Origin of the sequence: Streptomyces sp. Sge12 (assembly GCF_002080455.1) — a bacterium.
Lineage (GTDB): Bacteria > Actinomycetota > Actinomycetes > Streptomycetales > Streptomycetaceae > Streptomyces.
The window spans coordinates 3,232,352-3,246,012 of sequence record NZ_CP020555.1 but is presented as its reverse complement, the minus strand read 5'-3'; the positions used below and the strand labels follow the sequence as shown (position 1 = coordinate 3,246,012).

Genomic DNA, 13,661 nt, shown 5'->3' with positions numbered 1-13,661 from the left:
ATCCGGTCATGCGTCCAGAGGCCGGGTTTCTTTCCCCTAACGGCATGAACTTTTTGTGATCCCCGGCCAGTTGACCCGTCCGTGGGCCTACCCTTCAACGGGTGAACCAGTTGATGTCCCGCGAGTCCCAGACCGCCCAGCCCGCCGCGTCCGACCGGCCCGAGCTGCCCGGCAAGCTTCCGGACCACCTGCGTACCGAACTGATTGCTTTCCGCCGGGACTTGCACATGCACCCGGAGCTCGGACACCAGGAATTCCGTACCACCGCGGCGATCAAGGCCCGGTTGGAGAAAGCCGGCCTGCGACCACGGGTGCTGAAGTCCGGCACGGGCCTGATCTGTGACGTCGGCACCTGGGACGGGGGCCGGCCGATGCTGGCCCTGCGCGCGGACATCGACGCCCTGCCCATCCCGGACGCGAAGACGCACGTCCCGTACCGCTCGACCTTCCCGGACCGCGCCCACGCCTGCGGGCACGACGTGCACACCGCGGTGGTCCTCGGCGCCGGCCTGGTCCTCGCCGAGCTGGACCGGCAGGGGCTGCTGCCCCGCCCCGTACGGCTGCTCTTCCAGCCCGCCGAGGAAGTGCTCCCGGGCGGGGCCACCGATGCCATCGAGTCCGGGGTCCTGGACGGCGTGGGCCGGATCGTCGCCGTGCACTGCGACCCCCGGGTCGACGCGGGGCGCATCGGGCTGCGGCCCGGCCCCATCACCTCCGCCTGCGACCGGCTGGAGGTCAGCCTCTCCGGCTCCGGCGGGCACACCGCCCGCCCGCACCTGACCACCGACCTGGTGACGGCCGCCGCCCGGGTGGCCGTCGACACCCCGGCGCTGCTGGCCCGCCGGATGGACGCCCGCTCGGGCATGTCCGTCACCTGGGGCCGGATCGAGGCCGGGCACGCCTGCAACGTCATCCCGATGCACGCCGAGCTGTCCGGAACGGTGCGCTGCCTGGACCTGAACGCCTGGCACGAGGCACCGGACATGATCCACGCCGCGATCGACGAGATCGCGACCATGCACGGGGCCAAGTTCGAGATCAACCACGTGCGCGGGGTGCCCCCGGTGGTCAACGACCCGGTGATCACCGAACTGCTGCGCGAGGCGATGGGGGTCCGCCTGGGCGCGGAGTCGGTCGAGGACACCGAGCAGAGCCTGGGCGGGGAGGACTTCTCCTGGTACCTGGAGCACGTGCCGGGCGCGATGGCCCGCCTGGGGGTCCGTACGCCCGGCGACACCGCCAAGCGCGATCTGCACCGGGGCGACTTCGACGTGGACGAGTCCGCGATCGGCGTCGGCGTGGAGTTCTTCACGGCCGCGGCACTGATCGACGGGCGCCGTGCGGCTGCCGGCCGTTAGCCTCCGGGAGGCCGTCTGTCGATAGCAGGCCGGACTTCCTTACAACATCCGCCGATCTCGCGGCGGGCGTGTCCAGCCCTTGGTACGCAAGGGCTGGACCCGTAAGGAGTTACCAATCGGTCACTGTCCGGTTCACGACGATCCGATAACGACTCATGAACGGGCCTTTAACTGACATCTACGCGCGTTACGATCGCCGCGAAACCAGCGCCGGTCGTGGCGCTTCGGTCAGGTTTTGAAGGAGCCTCCCCTTGCGCCGGATCACCAGGATCGCCACCGTGGGCATCGCGTCCGCGGCGCTGGCCCTCTCGGCCACCGCCTGTGGCGGAAAGAAGTCGTCGGACGCCTCGGCCTCCCCCTCGGAGTCGGGTCAGAAGTCCGCAGCCATCGCGTACGACATCGGTGGCCGCGGCGACCAGTCGTTCAACGACGCCGCCTACGCCGGTCTGAAGAAGGCCGAAACCGATCTGAAGATCAAGGGCGCCGAGGCGGAGCCCACCGACGGTGAGGGCGAGGCCGACAAGGTCCAGCGTCTCACCGAGCTTGCCCGCAAGGGCAACAACCCGGTCATCGGTGTCGGCTTCGCCTACGCCCCGGCCATCAAGAAGGTCGCGCCGAAGTTCCCGAACACCACGTTCGGCATCATCGACGACACCTCCGTCACCGGTGACAACATCGCCAACCTGGTCTTCAACGAGGAGCAGGGCTCCTACCTGGCCGGCGTCGCCGCCGCCAAGGCGTCGAAGACCGGCACGGTCGGCTTCATCGGCGGTGTCGAGGTTCCGCTGATCAAGAAGTTCGAGGCGGGCTTCACCCAGGGCGTCAAGGACACCAACCCGAACGCCAAGGTGCTCTCCCAGTACCTGACCCAGCCGCCGAACTTCGACGGTTTCGCCAAGCCCGACCTCGGCAAGGCCGCCGCGCAGGGCCAGCTCGACGCGGGCGCCGACGTGGTCTACGCCGCCGCCGGTCTCGCCGGTTCCGGTGCCATCGAGGCCGCTTCGGCCAAGGGCAAGTGGGCCATCGGCGTCGACTCCGACCAGTACAACCAGGCGGGTCTGGCGAAGTACAAGGACTCCATCCTGACCTCGGTCACCAAGGACGTCTCGGACTCCGTCTTCAACCTGATCAAGTCGGTCGAGGACGGCAAGCCCACCACCGGTGAGATCCGCTACGGCCTGGACAAGGACGGCGTCGGCCTGGCCGACTCCAACCCGAAGTACAAGGAGATGGCTGACGTCATCGCCGCGGTGGAGAAGGCCAAGGCCGACATCATCGCCAAGAAGATCACCGTCAAGACCGCGCCGTAAGGCCGTTCCTGACATGTAGTCCTGGTCTCCGGGGTCCGGGAAGCGGTCACGATCGCCTCCCGGGCCCCGAGCCACGTTCTGTGATCACTAGTCTGTGACCAAGTGGCCTTCTGGCCGCGAGTTTTCACTTCCGACAGTGCTACGCGCGTAGAAGCATCGTGGACGCGATACTTTCTCTCCCCGCCCTGTCCTCCCTGCCTCCGCTCCTTTTGCGCCAAGGAGAGTGCGTCATCAACGCGTCCAGCCCGCCCCCCGCCGTAGAACTGCACGGCATCACCAAGCGCTTCCCCGGCGTCGTCGCCAACAAGGACATTGCGATCACCGTCCGCAAGGGCACGGTCCATGCCCTGATCGGTGAGAACGGCGCCGGCAAGTCGACTCTGATGAAGATCCTCTACGGCATGCAGAAGCCGGACGAGGGCACCATCGCCATCGACGGGGAGCAGGTCTCCTTCAGCACCCCCGGCGACGCCATCGCCCGCGGCATCGGCATGGTGCACCAGCACTTCATGCTCGCCGACAACCTCACCGTCCTGGAGAACGTGGTTCTCGGCGGCGAGAAGTTGTACGGCATCGGCGCCAAGGCCCGTAAGAAGATCAAGGAGATCTCGGACGCGTACGGCCTCGGCGTGCGCCCCGACGCCCTGGTCGAGGACCTCGGTGTCGCCGACCGCCAGCGCGTGGAGATCCTCAAGGTCCTCTACCGCGGCGCGAAGATCCTCATCCTCGACGAGCCGACCGCCGTGCTCGTGCCGCAGGAGGTGGACGCGCTCTTCGACAACCTGCGCGAGCTCAAGGCCGAGGGCCTGACCGTCATCTTCATCTCGCACAAGCTGGGCGAGGTGCTGAAGGTCGCCGACGACATCACGGTCATCCGCCGCGGCACCACGGTCGGCACCGCCGACCCGAAGACCGCCACCCCCAAGCAGCTCGCCGAGCTGATGGTCGGTGCGGAGCTGCCCTCGCCGGAGACCCGCGAGTCCACCGTGACCACCACGCCGATGCTCAAGGTCACGGGCCTGACCGTCGCCGCGGCCGAGGCCGTCGTCGCCGAGCCGGAGGTCATGGTCCCTGCGGGCGCCCCGGACTCGTCCACCGTGGAGAAGGCCGAGGCCGGCCGGCTGCTGCTGGACGACATCAGCCTGACCATCCACAAGGGCGAGATCCTCGGCATTGCCGGTGTCGAGGGCAACGGCCAGACGGAGCTGATCGAGGCGCTGATGGGCATGATGGCCCCCGACGCGGGCGTCATCACCCTGGACGGCGCGGACATCACCCGGATGTCGGTGCGCAAGCGCCGCGAGGGCGGCATCGGCTACATCCCCGAGGACCGCCACCGCCACGGCCTGCTGCTGGAGTCCCCGCTCTGGGAGAACCGCATCCTCGGCCACGTCACCGAGGCGCCCAACTCCAAGAAGGGCATCCTCGACCTGAAGGCGGCCCGCAAGGACACCGAGCGGATCGTGCGCGAGTACGACGTCCGCACGCCCGGCATCGAGGTCACCGCGGCCTCGCTCTCCGGCGGCAACCAGCAGAAGCTGATCGTCGGCCGCGAGATGAGCCACAACCCGAAGTTCCTGATCGCCGCCCACCCCACCCGCGGTGTGGACGTCGGCGCGCAGGCACAGATCTGGGACGCGATCCGCGAGGCCCGCCGCGACGGCCTGGCCGTCCTGCTCATCTCCGCGGACCTGGACGAGCTCATCGGCCTGTCCGACACCCTGCGGGTGATCTACCGCGGCCGCCTGGTCGCGGACGCCGACCCGGCGACCGTCACTCCCGAGGAGCTCGGCACCGCCATGACGGGCGCCGCCTCCGGGCACCTGGAATCAACCGACAACCACTCCGCCGCTGCCGACGGTGACACGACGGAGGACGAGGCCCGATGAAGAAATTCGACAAGGACCGGCTGATCCTCGGCTTCGCCGGGCCCGTCCTCGCGCTGGTCAGCGCCTTCCTGCTGACCATGATCGTGCTGGCCGCGACGGGCATCGACCCGATCGAGCCGCTGCGCCTGATGGTGGAGAACGCCGGCTACGAGGACGTCCAGATCCTCATCGTGAACCAGGCCGGTACGTACTACCTGGCGGCCCTGGCCGTGGCCATCGGCTTCCGGATGAACCTCTTCAACATCGGCGTCGACGGCCAGTACCGCCTCGCGGCGATGCTCTCCGCCGTGGTCGGTGCGGCGGTGACCCTGCCGGGTCCGCTGCACCTGCTGCTGATCGTCCTCGTGGCGATGCTCGTCGGTGCCTTCTGGTCCGGTATCGCCGGTGTCCTCAAGGCCAAGCGCGGGGTGAGCGAGGTCGTCTCCACGATCATGCTCAACGCCATCGCGACCAGCCTCATCGCCTGGCTGATGCTGACGAAGAACCTCGGCGTCCAGATCGAGGGCTCCAACGACCTGACCACCGGCGACATCGCCGAGTCGGGCTGGTTCCCGGCCGTGTCCCTCGGCGACGGGCTGGAGCTCTACGGCTTCACCTTCGTGGCCTTCGCGCTCGGCATCGTCTACTGGTTCACGCTCAACCGGACCCGCTTCGGCTTCGACCTGCGCGCCACCGGTGCCAGCGAGTCCGCCGCGCAGGCCTCCGGCGTCGACGCCAAGAAGATGATCATCACCTCGATGCTCATCTCCGGTGCGGTCGCCGGCCTCGCCGGTATGCCGCAGCTGCTGGGCGAGACGCACACCTACAACCTGGCCTTCCCGGTCGGTGTCGGCTTCACCGGCATCACCATCGCGCTGCTCGGCCGCAACAGCCCGGTCGGCATGCTCTTCGCCGCGTTCCTGATGGCGTTCATCGACAAGGCCTCGGCCTCGCTCGACCAGAACGGGTACGCGAAGGAGATCGGCACGATCATGAAGGGCCTGATCGTGATCGCAGTCGTCGTCTCGTACGAGCTCGTCCGCCGCTACGGCATCCGCCGGCAGCAGCAGAAGGTCGGCGAGGAGCTGGCCGCGGGCCACGCCATGAAGACCGAGAAGGAGGTCGCGGCGTGAGCGCCAGCACCGTTTCCACGAAGAAAGCGGCACCCGCGACGCGTGGCCGCAAGAAGCTGACCCTGCCCTGGATCATGCTGATCATCGCGGCCGGCCTCGCGCTGGTCTCGCTGGTCCGCCTGATCAGCGGCGCCAACGACCTGACCTCCGTCGGCCAGGTCTCCGGCGCCCTCTCGCTCGCCGTGCCGATCGGCCTGGCCGGTCTCGGCGGCCTGTGGGCCGAGCGCGCGGGCGTCGTCAACATCGGCCTCGAGGGCATGATGATCCTCGGCACCTGGTTCGGTGCCTGGGCCGGTTACCAGTGGGGTCCGTGGACCGGCGTCATGGCCGGCATCATCGGCGGCGCCATCGGCGGCCTGCTGCACGCGATCATCACGATCACCTTCAACGTCAACCACATCGTTTCCGGTGTGGCGGTCAACATCCTGGCCCTGGGCTTCACCCAGTACCTGTCGAACTTCACCTTCGCGGACGCGCCGGGCGGCTCCTCCAAGCAGTCGCCGCAGGTCGAACCGATCTACAAGATCACGATCCCGGGGCTGTCCGACTGGATGGCCGAGCTCCAGGCCAAGCACTGGTTCTTCGTCTCCGACCTCGCCGGCGTCATCGGCGGCCTGGTCACCGAGCTGTCGCTGCTGACCGTCGTCGCCCTGCTGCTTATCCCGGCCACCTGGTGGGTGCTGTGGCGGACCACCTTCGGTCTGCGGCTGCGCTCCTGCGGTGAGAACCCGATCGCCGCGGAGTCGCTCGGCGTCAACGTCTACAAGTACAAGTACATCGCCGTGATCGTCTCGGGCGGCCTCGCCGGCCTCGGCGGCGCGTTCCTGTCGATCGTCGCCAGCCCGATCTACCAGGAGGGCCAGACCGGCGGCCGCGGTTACATCGGTCTCGCCGCGATGATCTTCGGTAACTGGATGCCGGGCGGCATGGCACTGGGTGCGGGCCTCTTCGGCTTCATCGACAGCCTCAAGCTGCGCGGTGGCGCCACCAACGTCCACGCGCTGCTGCTGCTGATCGCCATCGTGCTGGTGCTCGTCTGCGTCTGGCAGCTCTACAGGAAGAAGTACCTCCAGGCCGGCATCTCGGCGGTCTTCGCCGCGCTGCTGTTCGTCTGGTACGCGACGACCGACTCGGTGCCCAGCCAGTTCGTGGACGCCGCTCCGTACGTCACCACCCTGCTCGTGCTCGCCCTGTCGGCGCAGCGCCTGCGGATGCCCAAGGCGGACGGCATGCCGTACCGCAAGGGCCAGGGCAAGTGACCTCCGGCCAGGCGGTGGACTGGGAAGCCCTGCGGACGGCCGCCCGGGACGCGATGACCCGGGCGTACGCCCCGTACTCGGGCTTCCCGGTCGGGGTCGCCGCCCTGGTGGACGACGGCCGCGTCGTGACCGGCTGCAACGTCGAGAACGCCAGCTACGGGCTGGGCCTGTGCGCCGAGTGCGGGCTGGTCTCCTCCCTCCAGGCCACCGGCGGTGGCCGCCTCACGCACTTCACGTGCGTGGACGGCAAGGGCGAGATCCTCGTCCCGTGCGGCCGCTGTCGCCAGCTGCTGTACGAATTCGGCGGCGACGAGCTGCTGGTGGAGACCCCCGACGGGATCCTCCCGCTGGCGGCGATGCTGCCGCAGGCCTTCGGGCCCGACCACCTGAGATAGCCGTGCCGACGGCCCTTCGCCCCTGCCGGGGCGGAGGGCCGTCGTACTTCCGTTCCCTGATCCCCTCTCCTCCCTCTCTCTATGCGCGTAGAAGGAAGCACCTCATGGACGTCATCTCCGTCATCCGGACCAAGCGGGACCGCGGTGAGCTGAGCCCCGAGCAGATCGACTGGGTCATCGACGCGTACACCCGCGGTGTCGTGGCCGACGAGCAGATGTCGGCGCTGGCGATGGCCATCCTGCTCAACGGCATGAACCGGACCGAGATCGCCCGCTGGACCGCGGCGATGATCGCCTCCGGCGAGCGCATGAACTTCGACTCCCTCTCCCGCCCGACCTCGGACAAGCACTCCACGGGCGGCGTCGGCGACAAGATCACCCTCCCGCTCGCCCCGCTCGTCGCCGCGTGCGGCGCGGCCGTCCCGCAGCTCTCGGGCCGCGGCCTCGGCCACACCGGTGGCACCCTCGACAAGCTGGAGTCCATCCCCGGCTGGCGCGCGCTGCTCTCCAACGAGGAGATGATGCACGTCCTGGACACCACCGGCGCGGTCATCTGCGCGGCGGGCGACGGTCTGGCCCCCGCGGACAAGAAGCTCTACGCGCTGCGCGACGTCACCGGCACGGTCGAGGCCATCCCGCTGATCGCCTCCTCGATCATGTCCAAGAAGATCGCCGAGGGTACGGGCTCGCTCGTCCTGGACGTCAAGGTCGGCAGCGGCGCCTTCATGAAGAACCTCGCGGACGCGCAGGAGCTGGCCCACACGATGGTCAGCCTCGGCACGGACAGCGGGGTGAAGACGGTCGCGCTGATCACCGACATGTCCACCCCGCTCGGCCTGACCGCCGGCAACGCCCTCGAGGTCCGCGAGTCGGTCGAGGTCCTGGCCGGCGGCGGCCCCTCGGACGTCGTGGAGCTGACCATCGCGCTGGCCAAGGAGATGCTGGACGCCGCGGGCATCAAGGACGCCGACCCGGCGAAGGCGCTGGCCGACGGCTCCGCGATGGACCACTGGCGCCGGATGATCGCGGCCCAGGGCGGCGACCCGGACGCGACCCTCCCGGTGGCCCGCGAGCAGCACGTGGTCACGGCCCCCGCGTCGGGCGTCCTGACCCGCCTGGACGCGTACGGGGTCGGCGTCGCCGCCTGGCGCCTGGGCGCCGGCCGCGCGCGCAAGGAGGACCCGGTGCAGGCGGGCGCGGGCGTCGAGCTGCACGCGAAGCCGGGCGACACGGTCACGGCGGGCCAGCCGCTGATGACCCTGCACACGGACACCCCGGAGAAGTTCGACTACGCCCTCGCCTCCCTGGCGGGCACGTACGACATCGCCCCGGCGGGCACGGCCTTCTCCGCCACGCCGATCGTCCTGGACCGCATCGCCTGACCTGCGGCTTCCCTTTCGGGCGAACGGGATCGGTGGACCCCCGCCGGTCCCGTTCGGCATGCTGGGATCGGTGACGAACCGATTGAGGAGCACACCATGAGCGCACTCACCGTCCAGCAGGAGCCGCGGGGCGGCGACAGCTGGGAGGGCCTAGTCCGTCTCTGGGAGGAGACGGACTGGCCCGAGGGCTGCAAGGTGGAGATCATCGAGGGGATCGTCACCGTGGCACCACCGCCCGTCAACCACCACAACTACATCGCCCACCAGGTGCATCGGGCCCTGTTGGCCGTCGTCCCGGACGACAGCGGGATCTACCAGACGCTGAACGTCGCCGTCCCCTCCCGTAGTGGGTTGTTCATCCCGGACCTGGTCGTGGTCCACGATCAGGTAGTCCTGGAGGACGCCAACTACATTCCTGCAGCCGCCGCCGAACTCGTTGTCGAGATCACCTCGAAGTCGAACGCGGTCAACGACCGCGTCGCCAAGCTTCACGGATACGCCACCGCCGGTATCCCGCTGTATCTGCTCATCGACCCGCACTCGTCCGGTGAGCCCGCGATCCATTTGTACGGCGAGCCCGGAAACGGAACGTACCGACTGCTGTGGTCGGGCAAGTTCGGCGAGGCCGTCAAACTTCCCGAGCCCTTCAACCTTGCGATCGACACCTCCACCTTCCCCCGCCCCTGATCCGGATCAGAGCCGCGGCAGGGCCTCGCCCGGTCTCGGCTCCCGGCGCTGTTCCAGCCAGAACAGGTAGCCGCGCAGGTAGGACTCCAGGCCGTCGTCGATGTGGGCGATGAAGTCCCGGTGGCCCTGCGCGGCGTCGTGGTAGTGGCCCAGGAACCGGGGGTCGTTGTTGCTGCCCCAGTGGGGGTGGGTGTCGGCGCCCCAGTCGGCGGCGATGTCGACGGCCCATGCGCGCACCCGGCCCCGGTCCGCCCACCAGGCGCGGACGGCCTCCACGGTCCAGTGGTCGTCGCCGTCCCAGTTGTAGCCCTCGTACAGGTCCAGCGAGGCCCCGCACAGCACGTCGAAGACCTGACCCTCGTCGGTCGGCTGGCGGTAGACGAACACCGTGCCGAAGCCGCCGCCGTGATCGTCGTCGTAACAGATGTGGTGGGGGGCGTCCAAGCGACCGAGTGCCATCTCGTCGGTTGCACCGGCGTAGAACGGGCCGGGCACGTTGCGCCAGTTCCGGTCCTCCCAGCGGCCCCTGAGTATCCGGGGCTCGAAGTGGGCGGTGCTCTCCATCAGCCGCCGTGCGGTGGGCATCGGGTCCCAGTAGGCAGGCCGGTTCGCGTGCGTCATCGCGCCATTGTGCGGGGCCTGCGATGACTTCCGGCGGCCGGGGCAGTCACCCTCTCGTGGAGATCCAAAGACTCGTGCTGCCCGGACCCGCACCGACCGCCCACGACGCGGCGGGGCTGTGCGAGCGCCTGGCCCGGCTCTACGAGGACGGGGCGCGCGCGGTGGAGTGCGATGCGCGGGCCGTCACCGCGCCGGGGCTGGGCGCCGTCGAGGTGCTGGCCCGGCTCCGGCTGGCCGCCCGGGGGCGGCCGCTGCGGGTGACCGGGGCCGCGCCCGGCCTACGGGCCCTACTGGACCTCGTAGGCCTCGTCGAGCTGCTCGGGGAGGCCGAACAGCGGGAACCACCGTGCGGTGTCCAGGAAGGCGTTGAGCCCGACGATCTTGCCGTCTGAGATCTCCAGCACCTGGAGCGCCCACGGGGTGTGGCCCGGCCGCCCGTCCTCGCGCGGACGGTACTGGCCGAAGGCCGGCATGCCGTTCGCCGTCGTCGGGACGAGACGGGAACCCTTGCAGCCGATGCCCTGGTTCAGGTGCCAGGCCGCGATGTCCTCGTGGCCCTGGAGCCACAGGTCGAACGGCGGCATCGACAGCACGGCGTCCTCGTGCAGCAGCGCGGTGAGCCGCGAGATGTCGTAGGCCTCGAAGGCGGAGAGGTACCGGGCCAGCAGCTGCGCCTGGTCCGCGTCCAGCGGGTCCGCCGGCTCGCTGTCGCGCAGCGCCTGTCCGGCCAGGGTGGCCCGTGCCCGCTGGAGGGCGCTGTTCACCGAGGCCGTGGTGGTCTCCAGGAGCCGGGCCACCTCGTCGGCCTTCCAGGCCAGCACCTCGCGCAGGATCAGCACGGCACGCTGCTTGGCGGGCAGGTGCTGGAGCGCCGCGACGAAGGCCAGGCGGACGGACTCCTTCGCCAGCGCCATCTCCGCCGGGTCGGCGGTCTGCGGCAGCACCCTGCCGTCCGGGACCGGCTCCAGCCAGGTCACCTCGGGGCGCTCGTTGAGCACGGCGGAGGCCTGGTGCTGGGGGGCGGTGAGGTCCATCGGGCGGGCCCGCTTCTTCCCCGCGTTCAGCAGGTCCAGGCAGACGTTGGTGGCGATCCGGTAGAGCCACGACCGCAGCGAGGACCGGCCCTCGAACTTGTCGTAGCTGCGCCAGGCGCGGATGTAGGTGTCCTGCACCGCGTCCTCGGCGTCGAAGGACGAGCCGAGCATCCGGTAGCAGTAGCCGGTGAGCTCGACCCGGTACCGGTCCATGGCCGTGTCGAGGTCCATATCGGTGGTGGCGAGATCGCTCATGTCCGTCTGTCCCCCAGGTAGTTCCGCTCCTTCGGAACCTACCCGAGGGGTCTGACAACGGCAGCCGGAAGCGCCGGGCGCGCGTCCGGCGAACCATATATGTCGTCGTCAAGTTTCTTGACGTCAAGATTAATCTGCGGCAGGCTCCCCATGTATCTCGACATCGAGATACATGGACGGGTGGACGCGGTCGATACGGGGACTGGGATGCGGCGCGGTGGGGAGATCCGCAAGCCACGACGGGGGGAGCCCGGGCTGCTGGCGCAACTGCGCCGGCCGCCGGGCGGCCGTGACGCGCGGATCATGCTGCTCACCCAGGCGCTGGACCGCGCGGGCACCGGCGTGTGGGCCGCGTCCTCCGTCCTCTACTTCACCTTCGTCGTCGGACTCGACGCCGGACAGCTGGGCCTGCTGCTCGGCGCGGCCGGGGTGGCGGGCATCGCCGGATCGCCGCTGGCGGGCCACCTCGCCGACCGCTTCCAGGTCCGCACCCTGCTGATCGGCTGCCACCTGATCCGCCTGGGCGCCCTGTGCGCCCTGCTGGCGGTCACCGACTTCCGCGTGCTGCTGCTCCTGTTCGCCGTCACCCACCTGGGAGACCGGGGCGCCAAGACGCTGGAGATGCTCTTCGCCACCCGGGTCGCGGGCGAGCGCCGCGCCACCTACCAGGCGCTGTCGCGCAGCTCGGCGAACGCCGGCTACGCCCTCGGTGCGGGACTCGCCGCCATCGGACTCGCCGTCGGCACCCGGGGCGCCTACCACGTGCTGATCCTGGCCGACGCGCTGTCGTTCCTGGTGGCCGCCGCCCTGGTGTGGCGCACCCGGGAGCCGGCCGGCCACGGGTCGGTGACCGCCGCACGGCCCGAGGACGCGGACCCGGACCCGGCGGCCGCGGAGACCGGACCGGGCGGTGCGGGCGGTCCGGGCGGCCCGGGCCCCTGGCGGGACCGCGGCTACCTGCGGTTCGTCCTGCTGGACATCCCGATGCACCTGGACGACTCGATCCTCGGCGTCGGCCTGCCGCTGTGGCTGGTCGCCCACACCGCCGCCCCGCACGCGCTGATCCCGGCCTTCCTGGTCATCAACACCGTGCTCGTCGTCGTCCTGCAGCTACGGGTCTCGGCGCGGGTCCAGGGCCCCCGCGGTGCGGCGGACGCGGTCGCCCTGTACGGCCTGATGACCCTCGCCTGCTGCGTCTTCCTCGCCGCCGCACCCGGCGGCGGGGTCCTGGCCGCCTCGGCCGCCCTGCTCGCCGCGGCGGTACTGGCCACCGCGGCGGAACTGATGCGCTCGGTGAGCTCCTGGGAACTGGCCGTCTCCCTCGCGCCGCGGCGGGCGCGCGCCTCCTACCTCGGGGTGGCCGGCATGGCCCAGTCCGTCCAGAAGTCCGCGGGCCCGCTGCTGCTCACCGGCGCGGTGATGGTGGCCGGCCCGGCAGGCTGGCTGGCCCTCGGGGCGGGGGTGGCGGGACTGTCCCTCGTCCAACGCCGGGCCAGCCTGCGGCGGCTGGAGCGGCTCGGCACCCCGCCCCCGCCCGCCGCCGCGGCCGCCGCGCGCCGGCAGGACACCGCCTAGGTGCCGGGCTTGCGGCCGTACACGTAGACGTCCTCGCCATTCCCCAGCAGGGTCCAGTACGCCTTGGCGTCGGCGGGCCGCATGTTCACGCAGCCGCCCGAACCGGGCGGGTTCCACATGCTCTTGGTCGTCGAGTGGAAGGCGATGCCCCCGTCGAAGAACTGCGCGTACGGCATCGAGACGTTGTAGAGCGTCGACCAGTGGTCGATGCTGCGGTAGTAGATCTTCTTCAGGCCGGTCCGGGTCTCCGTGCCGTCCTTGCCGGTGCGGACCGGAACGGGCCCGTACTTCAGGGTGGCGCCGTCCTGGACCCAGCTCAGCTGCCGCGTCAGGTCCACGCAGGCGATCCGCCCCCGGTTCACCGGGCAGTCGCCCGCCCTGTTCGGGGTGCTGCCGGCCGCCCGCTGGGCCAGCATCGTGCTCATCGTCTGCCAGGTCAGCGGTCCGGCATAGCCCTGGGTCGGGGTGATCCCGTGGCTCGCCTGGAAGGACCGGATCGCCGTGCAGTCGGCCGCCGACTGCTTCCCGTCCACCGGCCGCCCGAGGAACTGCTCGACCTGCCGCTGGTACGGCCCCGTCGTGAGGGTGCAGGAGGCGGCGGCCTGCGCCGGCCCGCCGCCCGCCACCACCCACGGCAGTGCCAGCGCGGCCGCCCCGCCCAGCACCGCCGCCCGTGTCCCGATCCGCGTACCCATCCGGTCCTCCCCTGCTCGCACAGCGTCGTTCTCCGTGTTGAATGCCCGGAAAACCAGCAGGGGTTGCTCATGCGAAGAGCGTAGATTTC

Annotated in this window: 13 protein-coding genes; 10 read left to right on the top strand and 3 right to left on the bottom strand. The window is 70.1% G+C overall.

Features of this window, described 5'->3' with window-relative positions; genetic code table 11:
• The first annotated feature begins 113 nt into the window (after window positions 1-113).
• From B6R96_RS14145 to B6R96_RS14110, 8 genes are all read left to right on the top strand, one after another.
• The gene (locus tag B6R96_RS14145; protein ID WP_030387557.1) at window positions 114-1,358 is read left to right on the top strand and encodes an amidohydrolase; all 1,245 of its coding nucleotides are present in this window, start codon (window positions 114-116) and stop codon (window positions 1,356-1,358) included.
• 251 nt (window positions 1,359-1,609) lie between these two features.
• Window positions 1,610-2,668 (top strand): BMP family lipoprotein, encoded by a 1,059-nt coding sequence (locus tag B6R96_RS14140; RefSeq protein WP_030387558.1) that lies wholly within the window; start codon window positions 1,610-1,612, stop codon window positions 2,666-2,668.
• Window positions 2,669-2,877: 209 nt separating this feature from the next.
• The gene (locus B6R96_RS14135; protein ID WP_079405897.1) at window positions 2,878-4,557 is read left to right on the top strand and encodes an ABC transporter ATP-binding protein; all 1,680 of its coding nucleotides are present in this window, start codon (window positions 2,878-2,880) and stop codon (window positions 4,555-4,557) included.
• Window positions 4,554-5,669: an ABC transporter permease gene (locus B6R96_RS14130; protein ID WP_030387560.1), complete on the top strand. Its 1,116-nt coding sequence runs from the start codon at window positions 4,554-4,556 to the stop codon at window positions 5,667-5,669. The genes B6R96_RS14135 and B6R96_RS14130 overlap by 4 nt, the downstream gene beginning before the upstream one ends.
• Window positions 5,666-6,928, top strand: coding sequence for an ABC transporter permease (locus B6R96_RS14125; protein ID WP_081522625.1), 1,263 nt, complete (start codon window positions 5,666-5,668; stop codon window positions 6,926-6,928). The genes B6R96_RS14130 and B6R96_RS14125 overlap by 4 nt, the downstream gene beginning before the upstream one ends.
• Complete coding sequence (locus B6R96_RS14120; RefSeq protein ID WP_030387562.1) at window positions 6,925-7,323, top strand: cytidine deaminase; 399 nt, start codon at window positions 6,925-6,927, stop codon at window positions 7,321-7,323. Before B6R96_RS14125 ends, B6R96_RS14120 begins: the two co-directional genes overlap by 4 nt.
• Window positions 7,324-7,427: 104 nt before the next feature.
• Window positions 7,428-8,705 (top strand): thymidine phosphorylase, encoded by a 1,278-nt coding sequence (locus B6R96_RS14115; RefSeq protein WP_030387563.1) that lies wholly within the window; start codon window positions 7,428-7,430, stop codon window positions 8,703-8,705.
• 96 nt (window positions 8,706-8,801) lie between these two features.
• On the top strand, window positions 8,802-9,392 hold the full coding sequence (locus tag B6R96_RS14110; protein ID WP_081522624.1) for a Uma2 family endonuclease: 591 nt from the start codon (window positions 8,802-8,804) through the stop codon (window positions 9,390-9,392).
• A gap of 6 nt (window positions 9,393-9,398) precedes the next feature.
• On the opposite strand, the gene B6R96_RS14105 is transcribed toward B6R96_RS14110, so the two are convergent.
• The gene (locus B6R96_RS14105) at window positions 9,399-10,013 is read right to left on the bottom strand and encodes a hypothetical protein (RefSeq protein ID WP_053172940.1); all 615 of its coding nucleotides are present in this window, start codon (window positions 10,011-10,013) and stop codon (window positions 9,399-9,401) included.
• Window positions 10,014-10,069: 56 nt separating this feature from the next.
• On the opposite strand from B6R96_RS14105, the gene B6R96_RS14100 reads away from it, so the two are divergent.
• Window positions 10,070-10,405 (top strand): STAS domain-containing protein, encoded by a 336-nt coding sequence (locus tag B6R96_RS14100; protein ID WP_234438000.1) that lies wholly within the window; start codon window positions 10,070-10,072, stop codon window positions 10,403-10,405.
• On the opposite strand, the gene B6R96_RS14095 is transcribed toward B6R96_RS14100, so the two are convergent.
• Window positions 10,301-11,302 (bottom strand): sigma-70 family RNA polymerase sigma factor, encoded by a 1,002-nt coding sequence (locus tag B6R96_RS14095; RefSeq protein ID WP_081522623.1) that lies wholly within the window; start codon window positions 11,300-11,302, stop codon window positions 10,301-10,303. The two genes, B6R96_RS14100 and B6R96_RS14095, sit on opposite strands and share 105 nt — an antisense overlap.
• Before the next feature lie 207 nt (window positions 11,303-11,509).
• On the opposite strand from B6R96_RS14095, the gene B6R96_RS14090 reads away from it, so the two are divergent.
• Entirely contained in the window at window positions 11,510-12,877 is a 1,368-nt protein-coding gene (locus tag B6R96_RS14090; protein WP_107475513.1) for an MFS transporter, read from the top strand.
• Here B6R96_RS14090 and B6R96_RS14085 read toward each other — a convergent pair.
• The gene (locus B6R96_RS14085; protein ID WP_081522622.1) at window positions 12,874-13,572 is read right to left on the bottom strand and encodes a L,D-transpeptidase family protein; all 699 of its coding nucleotides are present in this window, start codon (window positions 13,570-13,572) and stop codon (window positions 12,874-12,876) included. The two genes, B6R96_RS14090 and B6R96_RS14085, sit on opposite strands and share 4 nt — an antisense overlap.
• Window positions 13,573-13,661: the final 89 nt, after the last annotated feature.

What these genes read in the sequence shown, in the direction of transcription:
- B6R96_RS14145 (WP_030387557.1), top strand. Translation starts at nt 114, where the DNA reads ATGTCCCGCGAGTCCCAGACCGCCCAGCCCGCCGCGTCCGACCGGCCC.
- B6R96_RS14130 (WP_030387560.1), top strand. Translation starts at nt 4,554, where the DNA reads ATGAAGAAATTCGACAAGGACCGGCTGATCCTCGGCTTCGCCGGGCCC.
- B6R96_RS14115 (WP_030387563.1), top strand. Translation starts at nt 7,428, where the DNA reads ATGGACGTCATCTCCGTCATCCGGACCAAGCGGGACCGCGGTGAGCTG.
- B6R96_RS14110 (WP_081522624.1), top strand. Translation starts at nt 8,802, where the DNA reads ATGAGCGCACTCACCGTCCAGCAGGAGCCGCGGGGCGGCGACAGCTGG.
- B6R96_RS14105 (WP_053172940.1), bottom strand. Translation starts at nt 10,013, where the DNA reads ATGACGCACGCGAACCGGCCTGCCTACTGGGACCCGATGCCCACCGCA.
- B6R96_RS14095 (WP_081522623.1), bottom strand. Translation starts at nt 11,302, where the DNA reads ATGAGCGATCTCGCCACCACCGATATGGACCTCGACACGGCCATGGAC.
- B6R96_RS14090 (WP_107475513.1), top strand. Translation starts at nt 11,510, where the DNA reads ATGCGGCGCGGTGGGGAGATCCGCAAGCCACGACGGGGGGAGCCCGGG.
- B6R96_RS14085 (WP_081522622.1), bottom strand. Translation starts at nt 13,572, where the DNA reads ATGGGTACGCGGATCGGGACACGGGCGGCGGTGCTGGGCGGGGCGGCC.